The organism is Enterobacter sp. BNK-34, assembly GCF_048684445.1.
In the GTDB taxonomy this organism is placed as follows: Bacteria; Pseudomonadota; Gammaproteobacteria; order Enterobacterales; family Enterobacteriaceae; genus Enterobacter; species Enterobacter pseudoroggenkampii.
On sequence record NZ_JBLQUA010000001.1, the window covers coordinates 2,648,639 to 2,665,503 of the forward strand.

Consider the following 16,865-nt stretch of genomic DNA (forward strand, 5'->3'; position numbering starts at 1 on the left):
GCAACGAGGCTACAGCGTCGGCTCCTGCGGTGGGAGCGGAGCTGCGGGCGGCGGCAGTACCTGATAGGTCTGGACCGGCATCCGCACGTTCGCCAGATCGAAGTGTTTTTTCACCATGCTGTCGAGCGCAAAGCGCACCGTCCACTGCTTCAGCGGCTGGGTGGTGAACGACACGCGCAGGGTAAACGCCGTGTTCGTCAGCCCGACGATGCCGGCGAATGACGGCTCGCCAATCACCAGCCCGCGAATATCCTCCATCTGCATCAGCTCTTCTACCGCATCGCGCAGCGCCTGCTTCGCTTTATCGGCATCCTCGTGACGATCCACATCGTAGTTCGCTACAACTGAACCAATGCCGCGTACAAAGTTGGCGAAGGTGGTGATCGAAGACCAGGGAATGATGTGGTACGCCCCGGTGTCCTGGCGCACGCCCACCGAGCGGATGGACATCCTCTCCACGGTGCCGGTTAACGGTCCGATGGTCACCAGATCGCCCGTGTTCATCCCGTTTTCAAACTGAATGAAAATGCCGGTAATAATATCCTTCACCAGCGTTTGCGACCCGAAGGAGATCGCCAGCCCCAGCGCACCGGCCCCCGCCAGCAGCGGGGCGATATTTACGCCGATTTCCGACAGCACAATCATGATGGTGATGGTGCTGATAATCACCGCCAGCGCGTTGCGGAACAGGGTTAACAGCGTTCTTGCCCGCGCGCTGGGCAGCGGCCTGCCGTGAATATCCGATACCAGGCGGTTCTCGATAAGGCTCGCCAGCAGCGTCCAGCCGACGGCGGAGAAGAACAAAATCAGCGCGATGCGAATCAGGATATCGACCGTTTTTTCACCCGCACCGTTGTGCAGCCAGTTCCAGAAATCAAACAGGCTCCACGCATTCAGGAGCAGCATAATCGCCACGCAGACGGTGAGAATGCGCGCCACTTTGAGCGATACCGACATCCAGCCGTTCACCCGTTTTTGCAGCTCCGGGTAATTACGCTGTACCTGCGGCGACAGGGTGATGGTTTTCGAGATCCAGCGCGACAGCAGCCCCGACACAAACGCCGCGATACCGATAATGGCCAGGCTTTTGAACGTCGCCCCCATCATGAATTTCAGGCTATTGCCCGGGTCGAACAGCGAGAAGAAGCACAGTACGATGAAGTAGGCGCTTGCCAGCCAGTGCCATACCAGGGCGAAAGCGCGGATAAACAGGCTAAAGAACGAGAGGGAGCGATCGGCCAGATTCAGCAGGCTTTGGGTAATGGTTTTTTTATTGTGGAAGATCAGATACAGAGACCAGACGGTAATGCAGATCATGATAATGACGTTTGCCAGCGCCCCGAACTGGACGTTCACCTGGTTGGAGATGATCGGCACGGCAACCAGCAGACCGTAGCCAATCAGCCCGCTGAGCACGCTCAGACGCAGCGCCCAGTACTTCGCACTCTCATCCCGGATGGCGAAAGGACGCAGCGCCGGTACGTGCGGGCAAAAGAGTAACCGCAGCAGCGCCTTGAAGAACTCAATAAGGGCAAAGGCGTTCAGGAAAAGCGACTGCTGGAAGGCGATGGTTTTGTTGTCCGCGTTCAGCCTGTCGGCCAACATCTGGCCTAAAAACAGCGTCAACGCAAGCAGCAGCAAATCGATGATAAACGCTGAGGCTATCATCAACGGCAGGTGCAGCCAGCTGCTTTTCTGCTGATTCTTTCTGCGTCCCCATTGCCCCATTTTGCGATAGAGCGGCCACGCGCACAGGCGTACCAGCCAGTAAAAAAGAAATACTGCACCGGCCAGCATCAGAAACTGCGTGGCGGCGGCGGTAAACGTTTGTGGGTTAAACGGCTTATGCGGTGAGCCAATCAGGTTGCGGTAGAGCTGAGCAAAGCGCGAGGAGAGCGCTTCCCCATAGTGCCGGCTCACGTCGGTGACATTTTCCAGCACCGTTTTTTGTTCCTCCACCTGGGGAGGGGTGATGACAGGCACCGGCTCCTGCGGCGGCGTGGCGGCCACTTTCCGCAGCTGACCAATAAGTTCCTGCCGGGAGGTGTCGTTCTCAAGGACGTCGGCGAGGGCGCTGTAGGCGGCTTTTTTCTGTTCGACATCGGGTTCCGGTGGCGGCGTATTTTGCTGGCTGGCGGTTGTTCCGGTGGTCACGCCGGGGATCGCGACGGCGAACGATGGCGCACTAAACAGGCTAATCAACAGCAACAGGATCCACGGCACGGCGTCCTCCGGTGAAAATGTCGAACAAAATGATAAGTATAGAAGTCGGGACGCGGAGGGGGATTTTTGGGAACAATCTGGCGTAAAAAAGCCGGGCAAGCCCGGCTTTAGCGTAAAGCGATGGATCAGGAGACGTGCTGCAGGAACTCCTGCAGACGCGGGCTCGGCGGGTTCGCAATTAATTCCTGCGGGTTACCGTCTTCCGCGATACGGCCTTTATCAATAAAGATCAGGCGGGACGCCACTTTTTCAGCGAAGCCGATTTCGTGGGTCACGATCACCATCGTCATCCCTTCTTCTGCCAGATCCTGCATGACCTTCAGCACCTCGTGGCGCAGCTCGGGGTCGAGTGCGGACGTAGGCTCATCAAACAGCATCATTTTCGGTTTGACCGCCAGCGCGCGGGCAATCGCCACGCGCTGCTGTTGACCACCGGACAGCTCAGAAGGGTAGTGGTGCGCGCGTTCAGCCAGGCCGACTTTCGCCAGCAGATCTTTGGCCAGCGCTTCTGCCGCCGCTTTGTTGGCGCCGCGCACGCGCAGGGGGCCAAACATCACGTTCTCCAGCGCCGTCAGGTGCGGGAACAGGTAGAACTGCTGGAACACCATGCCCGCTTCCTGACGAATCAGACGGTCATCCACTTTCGGGTCGTTCACCTTCAGACCGTCGACGATAAGGTCGCCGCTGGTGATCTCTTCCAGCTTGTTGATGCAGCGCAGCAGGGTGGATTTACCGGAGCCGGATGGCCCAATAATCACCACCACTTCACCCTGTTTAATGTTCAGATCGATATTGTGCAGCACCTGGGTTGGGCCAAAGTGCTTGGAAACGTTTTTAAATTCAATCACAGGATTTTCATCCTTCTTTCAAGACGACGCAGAACGAAGCTCAGAACCAGAGTAATGATCAGGTAGACAACGGCTACCGCACTCCAGATTTCCAGCGCGCGGAAGTTGCCAGCAATGATCTCCTGACCCTGACGGGTCAGCTCGGCCACGCCGATAACAATGAACAGCGACGTATCTTTAATGCTGATGATCCACTGGTTACCGAGCGGTGGCAGCATGCGACGCAGTGCCAGCGGCAGAATAACGTGGCGGATCGTTTCGCGACGAGAAAGACCTAGCGCCAGACCGGCTTCACTGAAACCTTTATGAATCGACAGCACCGCACCGCGGGTGATTTCCGCAATGTAAGCGCCTGAGTTGATCATAATGGTGACGACGGCTGCGCTGAACGGATCGATGCGCAGGTCGGTGAACGCCATTGGCAGGGCGAAGTAGATGAACATGACCTGTACGACAATTGGGGTGCCGCGGATCACTTCGATGAAAACCAGTGCGATGTGGTTTGCAATCCAGCCGCCGTAGGTGCGAGCGAAACCGGCGACAAGACCGATAATCAACCCACCAACCAGACCCAGGACCGAAATCCACAGGGTCATTTTAGCGCCTTCAAGCAAGATAGGAATGGCAGGCCAGATGGCGCTCCAGTCAAACTGCATGATAATTTCCTGTTACTGTTACCGTGTTTCAAAAATAGCAGGGGCGAAAGGTCGCCCCCGAGTGAACGTCATTGTTACGTCTTATTATTTAGGCTCGGTACCGAACCATTTTTTGTAGATTTCGTTATAGGTGCCGTTCTCTTTCAGCGTTTTCAGCGCGCCGTTAACTTTCGTGCGCAGGTCGTCGCTGCCTTTCGGGAACGCGATACCGTACTGCTGGGCTTCCAGAGACTCGCCAACCGCTTTGAACTTACCGTTACCGGCTGTTTTGATGAAGTACAGGATGTTCGGCGTGTCGTGCAGAACCGCGTCAGCACGGTTGGTGCCGAGTTCCATGTACGCGTTGTCGATGTTCGGGAACTGACGCAGGTCTTTGGTTTTGATATTTGCTTTCGCGTAATCAACCGAACCGGTGCCGCTCTTCACTGCCACCACTTTGCCGTCGAGATCTTTCACGCTTTTTACGTCGTTATTATCGGCTTTGACCATCACCAGCAGGCCGCTTTTGTAGTAGCCGTCAGAGAAGTCGATCGCTTTTTTACGTTCATCGGTAATGGTGATGCCCGCCAGCGCCAGATCAACGTTCTTGGTTTGCAGTGCCGGGATGATGCCGCTGAAGTCCATCGGCTTCAGGGTGTAATCCAGTTTGAGTTCTTTTGCGATTGCGGCCCACAGATCCACATCAAAACCAACGTATTTATCACCCTGTTTGAATTCAAACGGAACGAACGCCGTGTCGGTCGCCACAACCAGTTTGTCGGCAGCCTGAGAGGACACCGCAAAAGCCAGGGTAAGTGCAGCCAGTGAAACTTTTAATACAGACTTCATAGCATTTCCTTTTATATCCACGGGGCGATCCCCTGCGAGAACAGGTGGCACAATGAAAAAATCGTGCCAACTTTACAAGCTATTGTTTTGCAAAGGGGATGATGTCATACATTGCACATTAAATGGGGCAATGAGGTTTTATTGCACCAAAGTGGAGCACTGTTTTGGTGCGCTTCGTTTGGCTCAACTGACGGGGAGATATTTAGCGTAAATTATGACGAAAAAACAATCTTCCGTTAACGGTTGTGTGAGGTGATTATTACATTTCGTTCACTTTTGCAGGTGTGCAGACAAAAACTGTGCACCATAGATGTGCAAAACCCTCACCAGAGGGCGAGGGTTTGATAGAAAATTCGTATGAATTATTCGATGTTAGATTCGATAAACCACAGGAATTGATCCAGGTCGCGGGACGCGGCGGTGAAGATGTCTGCAGTATCTTCGTCTTTCGCTTCGCCAATCGCTTTGCGCACATCATTTGCCACAATCGCGTAGCGGTCCGCCAGCTCTTTCAGGTGATCCTGAACGGTATGGATATCCAGCGGATAACTCTTCAGTGGCGTTTTGCTGTTGATCACCTGCGTGGTACCCAGCGCCACGCCGCCTAGCTGAACGGCACGTTCAGCCATCGTATCGAGGTGGGTCACCAGTGCTGTGCGGAAGCCATCCAGCATTTCATGAACGGCAATAAAGTTTGCACCGCGCATATTCCAGTGGGCCTGTTTGGTGATCAGCGAAAGATCGATGAACTGGATCACCTGGCGATTCAGCAACTCAATGGTTGCTTTTTTGTCGCTGTCCGATACATCGTTACGGGTATAAAGCAGATTAGACGCTTTCGTTTTCACCAGTTTAGCGGTACTCATAATCTCATATCCTCTTGATGTTTATGTCCCAGGTAATTACGGAACTAAGTATAGCACCGGATTTTTTCCCTGCGGTTTGGCTGTGCCTATCGGTTTAATAGCGAGAAGGAGGTTGAGAATTTAACTCATTGAAATTAGTCTAAAATTTTAAAATTGATACAGATCAATCTTAATTACTGGCTGGGAATGTAAACCCAGAGGGATATTTTGAAAATAGGGCGAAGTGTGTAAAAAATTATAACGACAGTCTTTCTGGCCTTTATTCTGCATGGCATGGAAGCCATGCAGAATATATGGGCTTAGCGGATATCCACTTTCTCCACTTTAGGTTCAGGGCGCATGGTGAGCGTCGAGCCCATTGATGCCGCGATAATCGAGCAGAGCGCCAGCGTCTGGGTCAATGTCAGGGTTTCGCCGAGAAACACCATCCCGGAAATGGCGGCTAGTGCAGGCTCCATGCTCATCAGGGTGCCAAATATGCGCGTCGGCAGACGCGTAAGGGCAATCATCTCCAGAGAATAGGGAAGTGCGGTAGAGAGGATCGCGACCGCCAGCCCGATGGGCATGACGGACCATTGCCAGATAGATTCGGTCGCCTGCGCCATGCCGATGGGCACAAAGACGATAGCAGCGATCAGCGACCCCAACGCGACGGTCGCCGGACCATGCTCTTCTCCTGCACGCTGGCCCGTGAGTATATAGACGGCCCAGCAGGCGCCTGCACCCAGCGCCAGCGCTGCGCCCGTCAGATCAATCTCAGAAACACTCTTGCCCAGCGGCAGCAGGAACCACAACCCCAGAACGGCTAACACGACCCAGATAAAATCGACCGGACGTCGCGAGGAGAAAAGCGCCACCGCCAGCGGGCCGGTAAACTCCAGCGCGACGGCAATACCCAGCGGTATCGTCTGAATAGAGAGGTAGAACAGGTAGTTCATTGCCCCCAGGGAGAGTCCATAAAACAGCAACGGTAAACGCTGCTCCTTTTTGAATCGCAGACGCCAGGGTTTGAAAATAACCACCAGTATCGCCGTGCCCAGGACGATACGCAGGGCAGTTACCCCAGGCGCACCGACCAGCGGAAAAAGCGATTTTGCAAGCGAAGCACCGCTTTGAATGGACAACATGGCAATGAGTATGACTGCGACCGGCAACCAGACCGACGACGTGCGGGATAACCCAGGCATCCTTTCTCCTGTCAGCTTATGTCAAATGAGGTAAAAGTTGCAGTGTAAAGGAAATATGCGGCTACGGTTGAGGCGCTGTTGAAAAAAAACCACGTCAAATCCGTAAAATGGTTAAGCGCTGGTGGATTTATCGCCTGTCAGATTAGGAATAATCTGGATGAATGTAACTGCGCAGACGCGCACTATGCGCATTTAGTAGTGAAAATTGCATGTGATTTGAAAGAGATAGCTGACGCTGGAAACGTTCTGTTACAGGAAAGGTTTCATTAGACATCACGAATCACAAAGAGTTTCGCAAATTTTTTTGATATATTTAAAACTTACGGACTTACTTGGATCACATTTGAGGTGGTTATGAAAAAAATTGCATGTCTTTCAGCACTGGCCGCTGTACTGGCTGTTTCCGCAGGTACCGCTGTAGCTGCTACTTCTACTGTTACTGGTGGTTACGCTCAGAGCGACTATCAGGGCGTGATGAACAAAGCTAACGGTTTCAACCTGAAGTATCGTTACGAGCAGGATAACAACCCACTGGGCGTGATCGGTTCTTTCACCTACACCGAGAAAGATCGTTCTGAAAACGGCGCATACAACAAAGGCCAGTACTACGGTATCACCGCGGGCCCGGCTTACCGTCTGAATGACTGGGCGAGCATCTACGGTGTTGTAGGTGTTGGCTACGGTAAATTCCAGCAGACCGAAAACCAGGGTCTGAACCGCACTGCAAGCAACAGCGACTATGGCTTCTCCTATGGCGCAGGCCTGCAGTTCAACCCAATCCAGGACGTTGCTCTGGACTTCTCCTATGAGCAGAGCCGTATCCGCAACGTTGACGTTGGCACCTGGATCGCTGGCGTAGGTTACCGCTTCTAATCACTTCGGTGATTAAATAAAAAATCCGCCCAATGTGGCGGATTTTTTTTGAAGGTAAAAGCAAAACGGCAACCCCAGGTTGCCGTTTTTTAGTGTTTGTTCCCTCTCCCCGTGGGAGAGGGCCAGGGTGAGGGCATCAGACCGCTACTTACTCTTAATATCAAAAATATCCGTACCCAGATGGTTGTAGTCAACTTTCTGTAACTTGAAGTTGGTAACGTACACTGGGGAAGCTTTCTTGTTAGAGACAAACGGGTAAGCATTTTTTATCTGCTCAGCCTTAATCCCGGTCCACTGCGAGAAGAACTGCAGGAAATCATTTGCCGAACGACGCGCTTTAATAACGCGATGCGTTTTATCGTCACTCGACAGCACCATAAACGGCACCTGGAAGTTCTGCTGGAACTTGTCATCGTGCGCCAGGTACTGCACCTCTTTACCACGCTCTTTAAACGCCAGCCCGTGATCCGAGAAATAGACCATGGAGAAGCTGTCGCCCGTATTGCGTAGCTGATCGTACAGCTTGCTCAGCAGGTCGTCGGTTTGCGTCATGGTGTAGAGATAGCAGGACGTCTCTTTGGACTGCACAAACTCCGCGTACTTCCCACCGGTCCGATCGCAGGCCTGCGGGTGCGACCCCATCAGGTGCAGGACGATCAGCTGAGGCTGGGTGCGCGGGGTGGCGAAGACCTGTGCCGTCATTTTCAACAGCGCTTCGTCTTTGGTGTTTTTGTCGGCTTCGAAGTCGCCATTTTTCAGGAACTGCACTTCGTCAGCGCGTTTGGCGATACTGGCGATGGCCGTATCGTATTCGCCAATTTGCCCCTGATTAGAGAACCACCACGTCTGAAAACCCGCACGGTTTGCCAGGGTGACGAAATTATCCTGATACTGCGGTTTGCCATCCACCACCCGGTTAAGGGTCAGGCCGAGCGATTTCTGCGTCGAGCCGCTGGCCGCGACATAATCGGTAAACAGCGTGCCTTTGACTGAACTGGCAAACGGTGTGTTATCCCAGTGACCGCCAAACGCTCCCATCGCATCGCGACGCGCGCTTTCGCCAATCACCACCACATAGGTGTGATATTTCGGCTTAACGGCCAGCACGTTCCAGGTGTCTTTCATATTGGAAAGCTCAGCCATGCGCGCCTGTTCGTCGAGAACCTCTTTATTGTTTACAACGACGTCTTTCACGAAGCGGAAAACCGGATAACCGATATTGCTGAGCCTTAGTTTACCGTCCCAGGGAATATTCTGGATGGGAGCGACAAAGGCCACGGCAATGCTGAGCACCAGACAGAGTATTTCGATCTTACCCCAGGATTTTTTCTCGCCCGACTGACGGCGGATGGCGATAACGCCCAGCGCGAAGATAAAGATCCCGACCACGTAGCTGTACCACGGGAAGATCGTCAGGATCTCCGTTGACTCTTCCATATTGGTCGAGTGCAGCGCCAGCAGGGTATTAAAGTTTGGCGCGCCGTAAGCCTGACCAAACGGGAAATAGAGTGCAGCAACCAGCGAACAGATGCCGATTAACGCTTTTTGCACGCGCGGTGCGGATCGCCACAGCAAATGCAGAACGCAGGTGAACGCCACCGCGTAAAGCAGACTAAAGGGATAACCCAGCGCAAAGTTAATCAGTAATGACTGCAAAAAGTAAAAACCCGTCCACGGGCTTAAGGCCCGGCTGCGGGTCACAACGGTATCTATCAGGGTTACATTCATAGGTCACTATCATGGATGAAAACGCCATGTGCTCACCCTGGCGTCAAGGGTCATAACCTGCCTGACAGTGCGTGGAGAGGGAATGAGGGTCCGCTTCAGCGAGCCGCAAATTGTGCAGGGCTGCAAGAAGATAGTGCGAGCGCTAAATAATATCAACAGTTGCTAAGCAGATGTTTTGCGAAGGGGATTGCAAATCCGTAAAAAAGATCGGGAATAAGGCGGCTGGAAGCCAGTTTAGAGCGAGATTGTGACGGGAAAATGAAGCGGCGTACCGCAACGCCGCTTAGTGGGAAGATTTGTCGTCCTGATGCGGTTTGTTGTTAAACATATCGCACAGCATGTTCAACAGCATTAAGCGCACTTTAAAAGGAGAGTGGGTAAACACGGTCATGCACCTCTTGAATTCGTTCATAAGACCTCCTGAGTTTTGATCCCTTCGATCCGTGAAGGGTGACTGCATTACATACAGATATAGCACAGGCTATATTGTATAGCTATGGCTATTTCGTTAATTTTTTGTGCTTGCGGAGCTATGGTTTACAATGTGCGCTCTCGAAACCGGGCGCTGGAAGCGTCACCCCACTGAGGAAGTACAATGAACCGTCGCGCAGGTCATCCGACAATGAGGAAAACGACGCAACTGGTGAATGTTGAAGAACATGTCGAAGGTTTTCGCCAGGTCCGTGAAGCGCACCGGCGTGAACTGATTGATGATTATGTTGAACTCATTTCCGATCTGATCCGTGAGGTTGGTGAAGCGCGGCAGGTCGATATGGCCGCCAGGCTGGGGGTTTCACAGCCAACTGTCGCTAAAATGTTAAAACGCCTGGCCTCCGTGGGCTTAATTGAAATGATCCCCTGGCGCGGTGTTTTTCTGACGCCGGAAGGGGAGAAACTCGCGCAGGAGAGCCGCGAGCGGCATCAGCTTGTCGAGAATTTTTTACTGGTGCTGGGCGTCAGCCCGGAGATCGCCCGCCGGGATGCGGAAGGAATGGAACACCACGTTAGCGAAGAGACGCTGGTGAAATTTCGTGAGTTTACGCTTAAATATGGTCCCTCCGCTGAATGAAAATCCCTGGACTGCAGGCCCTGGCACGCGATCGTTTTTTCCATCTGTTATTAATTATTGGCGCAGCGTTAAGCCTCTTTGTGCCGTTTGCCCCACACGCCTGGCCCGCCGCGATTGACTGGCGCACCATCATTACCCTGAGCGGCCTGATGATGCTCACCAAAGGGGTCGAGCTGAGCGGCTATTTTGACGTTCTGGGACGTAAAATGGTGCGCCGGTTTGCCACCGAACGCAGGCTGTCCCTGTTTATGGTGTTCTCCGCCGCGGTACTGTCGACGTTTCTGACCAACGATGTGGCGCTATTTATCATCGTGCCGCTCACGCTCACGCTGCGTAAGCTCTGTGAAATTCCGGTCAGTCGTCTGATTATCTTTGAAGCGCTCGCCGTAAACGCCGGTTCTCTGTTGACGCCTATCGGCAACCCGCAAAATATCCTGCTCTGGGGCCGTTCCGGCCTGTCGTTTGCCGCCTTTACCTGGCAGATGGCCCCGCTGGCGCTGGTGATGATGCTGTCCCTGCTGGCGGTCTGCTGGTTTGCCTTCCCGGATAAAAAACTGCAGTACCACAGCGGCACAACGGGCCCGCAGTGGCAGCCGCGTCTGGTGTGGAGCTGCCTCGGGTTATACATTGTCTTTCTGTTCGCGCTGGAGCTGAAGTATGAAGTGGCGGGCGTCCTGCTGGTCGCCGCGGGCTTTGTCGTCCTGGCGCGGCGTGTGCTGGTGAGCGTGGACTGGACGCTGCTGCTGGTCTTTATGGCGATGTTTATTGATGTGCATCTCCTTATCCAGCTTCCGGTGCTGCAAAACGTTCTGCACAGCGTCAGCACGCTGTCGCAGCCGGGATTGTGGCTAACGGCGATTGGCCTGTCGCAGTTTATCAGCAACGTGCCTTCCACCATTCTGCTGCTCAACTACGTTCCGCCGGATACGCTCCTGGCCTGGGCCGTTAACATTGGCGGGTTTGGCCTGCTGCCCGGCTCGCTGGCCAACCTGATTGCCCTGCGTATGGCCAACGACCGTCGTATCTGGTGGCGTTTCCACGTCTGGTCGATTCCGATGCTGGTTTGGGCCGCGGCGATCGGTTTCGGACTATTCCTTCTCATATAGTGCGCAATTTGTCAGTTTTTCCTGGCAAACGTATAGCAACGTCCTAGCTTTAGTGAACGGCATAGTGTGATGCCGCTCACTGACAGGACCGTTGCTGACCTATGGCTGAAGATCAAACTCCCCCTGCAGACGAGCAGGACAAAAACAATAATGCGCGTAAGCGCCCGGGCAAGAAACCGTTAATTATCCTCGGCATTGTCGTGGTGGTGATGGTCGTCGTGGCGCTGGTCTGGTGGTTTTTAACCCGTAACGAAGAGACGACCGACGACGCCTTTACCGACGGCGACGTGGTGACGATTGCCCCCAAAACGGCGGGCTACGTCACCGAGCTGCGCGTGCGTGATAACCAGCGCGTGAAAAAGGGCGATCTGCTGGTGGTCATCGATCCGCGTGATACCACCGCGCAGCGCGATCAGGCCCAGGCCCAGCTTGGGCTGGCTATCGCGCAGCTGCATCAGGCTCAGGCACAGCTGGCGCTCTCAAAAGTGCAGTATCCCGCCCAGCGTGACGAAGCCAAAGCGCAGGTGCTGAAAGCGCAGGCCGATCTGGCGAACGCGCAGGCGGAGTACCGTCGCCAGCGCGGTGTCGACCCACGGGCAACCACCCAGCAAAGCATTGATTCCGCGAACGCTCAGCTGCGCAGCGCGCAGGCGGAGCTGGCCAGCGCCCAGGCGCAGTTGGAGGTGGCAGAGCAGGTACAGCTGCAAATCCGCCAGCAGGAAACCAACGTTGAAGCGCGCGAGCGTCAGGTCGATCAGGCGAAAGCGCAGCTGGAAACGGCCAATCTGAACCTCTCTTACACCGAAGTCCGCGCCCCGTTCGACGGCGTTGTCACCAAACGCAACGTACAGCCCGGAACCCTGGTGCAGGCGGGAACGGCGCTGTTCTCCCTGGTTTCGCCAAACGTGTGGGTGGTGGCGAACTTCAAAGAGTCCCAGCTTGAGCGCATGAAGCCCGGCGATAAGGTCACCGTGTCCGTCGACGCGTGGCCGGATATGGCGCTCGAGGGCCACGTTGACAGCATCCAGCAGGGCAGCGGCTCGCGCTTCTCCGCCTTCCCGGCTGAAAATGCAACCGGTAACTTCGTCAAAATTGTGCAGCGCGTGCCGGTCAAAATCGTGATTGATAAGGGGCTCGATCCGAACAGACCGCTGCCGCTGGGGCTGTCGGTTGCGCCGAAGGTGACGGTGGAATGACGGATCACAGCCACGACAGCTGGAAGCCCGCCAGCAATCCGTGGGCGGTGGCGATTGTCGTCACCCTGGCGGTGTTTATGGAGATCCTCGACACCACTATCGTCAACGTGGCGCTGCCCCACGTGGCGGGTTCGCTCTCGTCCAGCTATGACGAATCCACCTGGGTGTTAACCAGCTACCTGGTCGCGAACGGCATCGTGCTGCCCATCTCGGCGTTTCTGAGCCGCGTCTTCGGCCGCAAGCAGTTCTTCCTGATCTGCATCGTCATGTTCACCGTCTGCTCGTTCCTGTGCGGGATCGCCACCGAGCTGTGGCAAATCATCCTGTTCCGCGTGATGCAGGGCTTCTTTGGCGGTGGGCTGCAGCCCACGCAGCAGTCGGTGCTGCTCGACTACTTCAAGCCCGAAGACAGGGGCAAAGCCTTTGGGCTCTCGTCCATCGCGATTATCGTTGCGCCGGTCCTCGGCCCGACGCTGGGAGGCTGGATCACCGACAACTACTCCTGGCGCTGGGTGTTCTTTATCAACATTCCGGTGGGGATTGTCACGGTGCTGGCCATCTACCAGCTGCTGGAAGATCCGCCGTGGGAGAGCAAGTCTAAAGAGAAGCTGACCATCGACTGGACGGGGATCGGCCTGATCGCCCTGGGGCTGGGCTGTCTGCAGGTGATGCTCGACCGGGGAGAAGACGAAGACTGGTTTAACTCGAACTTTACCCGCACTTTCGCGGTATTAACGCTGATCGGCATCATTGGTGCGATTTACTGGCTGATATATGCCAGAAAACCGGTGGTGGATCTGCACTGCATGAAGGACCGCAACTTTGCCATCTCCAGCCTGCTGATGGCGGGGATGGCGATGATTTTGTACGGCAGCTCGGTGGTGATCCCGCAGCTGGCGCAGCAGGACTTGGGCTATACCGCCACCTGGTCCGGGCTGGTGCTGTCGCCCGGAGCGGTGCTGATTGTGCTGACGATTCCGCTGGTGCTGAAGCTGATGCCGGTGGTGCAAACGCGCTGGATTATCGCCTTTGGCTTTACCTGCCTGGCGGTGTCGTTCTTCTGGTCGCGCACGCTGACCCCGGATATCGACTTCGAAACCCTGGTGTTGTTCCGCAGCGCCCAGTCGCTGGGGCTGGGGTTCCTGTTTGTGCCGCTGACTACCATTGCCTTTATCTCAATACCAAGGCGGCTGAACGCCGATGCGGCGGCGCTGTTCACCATGTTCCGTAACGTCGCGGGCTCGGTCGGGATCTCGCTGTCGACGGCGGCGATTACCGAGCGCTCGCAGGCGCACAGTGCGCACCTTGCGTACCACGCCTCGCCGTTTAACGAGCAGTTTCAGCAGGCGATACGCGAAAGCGCCCAGGCGATCCAGAACTTCACCACCCAGGTGGGCGATCCCATCGGCATCGCCACTGGGCGTATGTACCAGACGATGATTGAGCAGTCGCGCTTCCTGGCCTACATCGACGTCTTCACCATTCTGAGCGCGGTGGCCTTGTTACTGATTCCGTTTTGTTTGTTGCTCTCGCCGGTTAAGAGCGAGGGAAGTGCAGGAGCACATTGATGATACACAGACGTTTACACCCCCTGATGATAATGATGCTGCTGGCAGGCTGCGCCGTCGGGCCGGACTACCAGCAGCCCGCGCCGCCTGCCGTTACGCACTGGAACGATAAGGGCGACGGCTCGGTGAAGTCGCAAACCACCTCCGCCGCGACCAATCCGCGCTGGTGGAAAACGTTCGGCTCGCCGCAGCTCGACAGCCTGGTTGAGCGCGCCATCGCCGGAAACCTGACGCTGCAGCAGACGGTGCTGCGCATCGCCGGGGCGCGCGAACAGATTAACCAGGCCGGCGGGGCGTTTTATCCGTCGGTGAACGGCAATCTGCAGGCGACGCGCCAGCAGCTCGGGCTGGAAGGGGAGCTGAAATCCCACGGCGTATATGACCAGGTGGATAGCATCGATCCCGCTCTCAAGGGCGCGCTGGGACCGCTGACGCAGCCGATCAACCTCTACCAGGGTAGCTTCGACGCCCAGTGGGAAATCGACCTGTGGGGCAAGGTGCGCCGTCAGGTGGAAGCCGCCGAAGCGCAGCAGAAAGCGGCTATCGAACAGCGTAACGACGCGCTGGTGTCGCTGGAAGCCGAAGTGGCGCGCGCGTGGCTCCAGCTTCGCGGGGCGCAGAGCATTATCGCCACGCTGAACACCCAGATTAAGAGCGCGCAGCAGACGCTGGATCTGACCGAGAGCCGCCAGCGGGGCGGGCTGTCGCCGCAGATGGATGTGGAAAACGCCCGGGCGCAGTTAGGCAACCTTGAAGCACAGCTTCCGCAATATCAGGCGCAGGAGCGGCAGGCGATGAACGGCCTGGCGATCCTGCTCGGTAAGCCGCCGGGGGCGCTGGATGCGGAACTGCAGAGCGTGCAGCCGATGCCCGCGCTGCCGGATATTGTGCAAACGGGCATTCCGTCGACGCTGGCGCGCCGCCGTCCGGACGTGCGAGAAGCGGAGGCGAACCTTCATGCCGCCACGGCGCAAATCGGCGTCTCGGTGGCGCAGCTGTTCCCGAGCTTTACCCTCTCCGGGCAGTTTGGCCTGCGCAACAGCGAAACCAACTGGCTGACCGACTGGAGCAGCCACTTCTACAGCTTTGGCCCGCAGGTCTCCATTCCCATCTTCCAGGGCGGTCGACTGGTCTCCAGCGTGAAGGTGGCGCGCGCGCAGCAGGGTGCGGCGGTGCTGGACTATCGTCAGACGGTGCTCACCGCGCTTGGCGATGTCGAAAATGCGCTGGTGAGCTATCGCACCGACCAGCAGCGTGAAGCGGGGCTGGCGAAAACGATCGATGCGCTGCAAAACGCGTTTGACCTGGCAAGCGACAGCTACCGCCAGGGGATCGCCAGCTTTATCGACGTGCTGGACGCCCAGCGTCAGCTGGCGCAGGCCCAGCAGCAGCGCGCGCAGGCGCAGGTGCAGAGCGCGCTCGATCTGGTGGCGCTCTACAAGGCGCTCGGCGGCGGCTGGGAGCCGTATCAGCAGGTGCAATTACCGGACTACAGCGTCTTTGGCGACGCCCCGCGCGGATAAATATTCAGAGGATTGGGCAAGAAACGGACAGGAACGCCACATTCGCGATCGCTGAGGGGCGGGTATAACTATCGGGTACCCCTTAAACGACATGCGAGGATTATCTTATGCGTTATCAAAAACTGGGCAACACCGGACTGTTTGTTTCTGAACTGTGCCTCGGCACCATGACCTTCGGTGGTGAAGACGGCATGTGGGGCAAGATTGGCCAGCTTAAGCAAAACGAAGCCGAGCAGCTGGTGGGCCGCGCGCTGGATGCGGGCATTAACTTCATCGATACCGCTGACGTCTATTCGGAAGGGCGCTCGGAGACGATCCTCGGGCAGGCGCTGAAAAACCTCAACGTCCCGCGCGAGAACGTGGTGGTTGCCACCAAGGTATTCGGCGAAACGGGTACCGCCGGGGTGAACTCGCGCGGCAGCTCGCGCTATCACATCATCAGCAGCGTGAAGGAGAGCCTGCGCCGCCTGCAGCTCGATCATATCGATCTCTATCAGCTTCACGGTTTCGACCCGGCCACGCCGATTGAGGAGACGCTGTATGCGCTGGATAACCTGGTGCAGCACGGCCACGTGCGCTATATCGGCGTCTCGAACTGGGCGGCGTGGCAGATTGCCAAAGCGCTGGGCATTTCCGAGCGTCTCGGGCTGGCGCGTTTCGCATCACTGCAGGCGTATTACACCATCGCCGGACGCGATCTTGAGCGTGAGCTGGTGCCAATGATGCAGAGCGAAGGCGTCGGGCTGATGGTCTGGAGCCCGCTGGCGGGCGGCCTGCTGAGCGGAAAATATGGCCGCGACGGGCAGAGCGAAGCCGGTGGTCGTCGTCTGGAGTTTGACTTCCCGCCGGTGAATAAAGATCGCGCCTTCGACTGCGTGGACGTAATGCGGACTATCGCCGAAAGCAAGGGCGTCTCCGTCGCGCAAATCGCGCTGGCGTGGCTGCTACATCAAAAAGCGGTGACCAGCGTCATCATTGGCGCGAAACGCGTTGAACAGCTGGACGACAACATTGCCGCCACCGGTATCCTTCTCAGCGAAGACGAGCTTAAACAGCTGGATGCGGTCAGCGCGCTGCCGCGGGAATATCCTGGCTGGATGCTGGAGCGTCAGGGAGAGTATCGCCGTAATCAGCTCGCGCAACAGTAACCCTTCTTGCCCCGGGAGTGCATCGCTTACCGGGGCTTTTTTTCCC

General features: G+C 56.2%; 15 protein-coding genes. 7 read left to right on the forward strand and 8 right to left on the reverse strand.

Features of this window, described 5'->3' with window-relative positions; all coding sequences use genetic code 11:
• Positions 1-9 precede the first annotated feature (9 nt).
• From ybiO to rhtA, 6 genes are all read right to left on the reverse strand, one after another.
• Positions 10-2,223, reverse strand: a complete 2,214-nt coding sequence (ybiO, locus tag ACMGG5_RS12950) for a mechanosensitive channel protein (protein WP_148769784.1) — start codon at positions 2,221-2,223, stop codon at positions 10-12.
• A 125-nt stretch (positions 2,224-2,348) separates the two neighbouring features.
• Positions 2,349-3,071 carry a glutamine ABC transporter ATP-binding protein GlnQ gene (gene glnQ / locus ACMGG5_RS12955; RefSeq protein ID WP_048991512.1) on the reverse strand — a complete coding sequence of 241 codons (723 nt, stop codon included), beginning with the start codon at positions 3,069-3,071 and terminating at the stop codon, positions 2,349-2,351.
• Positions 3,068-3,727, reverse strand: coding sequence for a glutamine ABC transporter permease GlnP (gene glnP / locus ACMGG5_RS12960; protein ID WP_014169254.1), 660 nt, complete (start codon positions 3,725-3,727; stop codon positions 3,068-3,070). The genes glnQ and glnP overlap by 4 nt, the downstream gene beginning before the upstream one ends.
• 84 nt (positions 3,728-3,811) lie before the next feature.
• Positions 3,812-4,555, reverse strand: coding sequence for a glutamine ABC transporter substrate-binding protein GlnH (gene glnH, locus ACMGG5_RS12965; protein WP_013097464.1), 744 nt, complete (start codon positions 4,553-4,555; stop codon positions 3,812-3,814).
• Between the two features lie 362 nt (positions 4,556-4,917).
• A complete protein-coding gene (gene dps / locus ACMGG5_RS12970; protein ID WP_010428924.1) occupies positions 4,918-5,421 on the reverse strand; it encodes a DNA starvation/stationary phase protection protein Dps in 504 nt (167 codons plus the stop codon).
• Between the two features lie 299 nt (positions 5,422-5,720).
• Positions 5,721-6,608: a threonine/homoserine exporter RhtA gene (rhtA, locus tag ACMGG5_RS12975; protein WP_024908710.1), complete on the reverse strand. Its 888-nt coding sequence runs from the start codon at positions 6,606-6,608 to the stop codon at positions 5,721-5,723.
• Positions 6,609-6,962: 354 nt separating this feature from the next.
• Between rhtA and ompX the strand changes: the two genes are divergently transcribed.
• Positions 6,963-7,481, forward strand: coding sequence for an outer membrane protein OmpX (gene ompX / locus ACMGG5_RS12980; protein WP_024908709.1), 519 nt, complete (start codon positions 6,963-6,965; stop codon positions 7,479-7,481).
• Between the two features lie 144 nt (positions 7,482-7,625).
• Here ompX and ACMGG5_RS12985 read toward each other — a convergent pair whose 3' ends face one another.
• Positions 7,626-9,209, reverse strand: a complete 1,584-nt coding sequence (locus ACMGG5_RS12985) for a phosphoethanolamine transferase (RefSeq protein ID WP_420277943.1) — start codon at positions 9,207-9,209, stop codon at positions 7,626-7,628.
• Between the two features lie 283 nt (positions 9,210-9,492).
• On the reverse strand, positions 9,493-9,621 hold the full coding sequence (mntS, locus tag ACMGG5_RS12990) for a manganase accumulation protein MntS (protein ID WP_032645368.1): 129 nt from the start codon (positions 9,619-9,621) through the stop codon (positions 9,493-9,495).
• A gap of 183 nt (positions 9,622-9,804) precedes the next feature.
• On the opposite strand from mntS, the gene mntR reads away from it, so the two are divergent.
• The 6 genes from mntR (at position 9,805) to ACMGG5_RS13020 (ending at position 16,819) form a co-directional block, all read left to right on the forward strand.
• Positions 9,805-10,278, forward strand: a complete 474-nt coding sequence (gene mntR, locus ACMGG5_RS12995; protein ID WP_023310887.1) for a manganese-binding transcriptional regulator MntR — start codon at positions 9,805-9,807, stop codon at positions 10,276-10,278.
• Positions 10,275-11,384 (forward strand): anion transporter, encoded by a 1,110-nt coding sequence (locus ACMGG5_RS13000; protein ID WP_157188804.1) that lies wholly within the window; start codon positions 10,275-10,277, stop codon positions 11,382-11,384. Before mntR ends, ACMGG5_RS13000 begins: the two co-directional genes overlap by 4 nt.
• A gap of 101 nt (positions 11,385-11,485) precedes the next feature.
• Positions 11,486-12,580, forward strand: a complete 1,095-nt coding sequence (locus ACMGG5_RS13005) for an HlyD family secretion protein (protein ID WP_420277944.1) — start codon at positions 11,486-11,488, stop codon at positions 12,578-12,580.
• Positions 12,577-14,148, forward strand: a complete 1,572-nt coding sequence (locus ACMGG5_RS13010) for a DHA2 family efflux MFS transporter permease subunit (RefSeq protein ID WP_420277945.1) — start codon at positions 12,577-12,579, stop codon at positions 14,146-14,148. Before ACMGG5_RS13005 ends, ACMGG5_RS13010 begins: the two co-directional genes overlap by 4 nt.
• Positions 14,148-15,671 carry an efflux transporter outer membrane subunit gene (locus ACMGG5_RS13015; RefSeq protein WP_420277946.1) on the forward strand — a complete coding sequence of 508 codons (1,524 nt, stop codon included), beginning with the start codon at positions 14,148-14,150 and terminating at the stop codon, positions 15,669-15,671. Before ACMGG5_RS13010 ends, ACMGG5_RS13015 begins: the two co-directional genes overlap by 1 nt.
• Before the next feature lie 107 nt (positions 15,672-15,778).
• Positions 15,779-16,819, forward strand: a complete 1,041-nt coding sequence (locus tag ACMGG5_RS13020) for an aldo/keto reductase (RefSeq protein ID WP_032649388.1) — start codon at positions 15,779-15,781, stop codon at positions 16,817-16,819.
• Positions 16,820-16,865: the final 46 nt, after the last annotated feature.

What these genes read in the sequence shown, in the direction of transcription:
- glnP (WP_014169254.1), bottom strand. Translation starts at nt 3,727, where the DNA reads ATGCAGTTTGACTGGAGCGCCATCTGGCCTGCCATTCCTATCTTGCTT.
- glnH (WP_013097464.1), bottom strand. Translation starts at nt 4,555, where the DNA reads ATGAAGTCTGTATTAAAAGTTTCACTGGCTGCACTTACCCTGGCTTTT.
- dps (WP_010428924.1), bottom strand. Translation starts at nt 5,421, where the DNA reads ATGAGTACCGCTAAACTGGTGAAAACGAAAGCGTCTAATCTGCTTTAT.
- rhtA (WP_024908710.1), bottom strand. Translation starts at nt 6,608, where the DNA reads ATGCCTGGGTTATCCCGCACGTCGTCGGTCTGGTTGCCGGTCGCAGTC.
- ompX (WP_024908709.1), top strand. Translation starts at nt 6,963, where the DNA reads ATGAAAAAAATTGCATGTCTTTCAGCACTGGCCGCTGTACTGGCTGTT.
- ACMGG5_RS12985 (WP_420277943.1), bottom strand. Translation starts at nt 9,209, where the DNA reads ATGAATGTAACCCTGATAGATACCGTTGTGACCCGCAGCCGGGCCTTA.
- mntS (WP_032645368.1), bottom strand. Translation starts at nt 9,621, where the DNA reads ATGAACGAATTCAAGAGGTGCATGACCGTGTTTACCCACTCTCCTTTT.
- mntR (WP_023310887.1), top strand. Translation starts at nt 9,805, where the DNA reads ATGAACCGTCGCGCAGGTCATCCGACAATGAGGAAAACGACGCAACTG.
- ACMGG5_RS13000 (WP_157188804.1), top strand. Translation starts at nt 10,275, where the DNA reads ATGAAAATCCCTGGACTGCAGGCCCTGGCACGCGATCGTTTTTTCCAT.
- ACMGG5_RS13005 (WP_420277944.1), top strand. Translation starts at nt 11,486, where the DNA reads ATGGCTGAAGATCAAACTCCCCCTGCAGACGAGCAGGACAAAAACAAT.
- ACMGG5_RS13010 (WP_420277945.1), top strand. Translation starts at nt 12,577, where the DNA reads ATGACGGATCACAGCCACGACAGCTGGAAGCCCGCCAGCAATCCGTGG.
- ACMGG5_RS13015 (WP_420277946.1), top strand. Translation starts at nt 14,148, where the DNA reads ATGATACACAGACGTTTACACCCCCTGATGATAATGATGCTGCTGGCA.
- ACMGG5_RS13020 (WP_032649388.1), top strand. Translation starts at nt 15,779, where the DNA reads ATGCGTTATCAAAAACTGGGCAACACCGGACTGTTTGTTTCTGAACTG.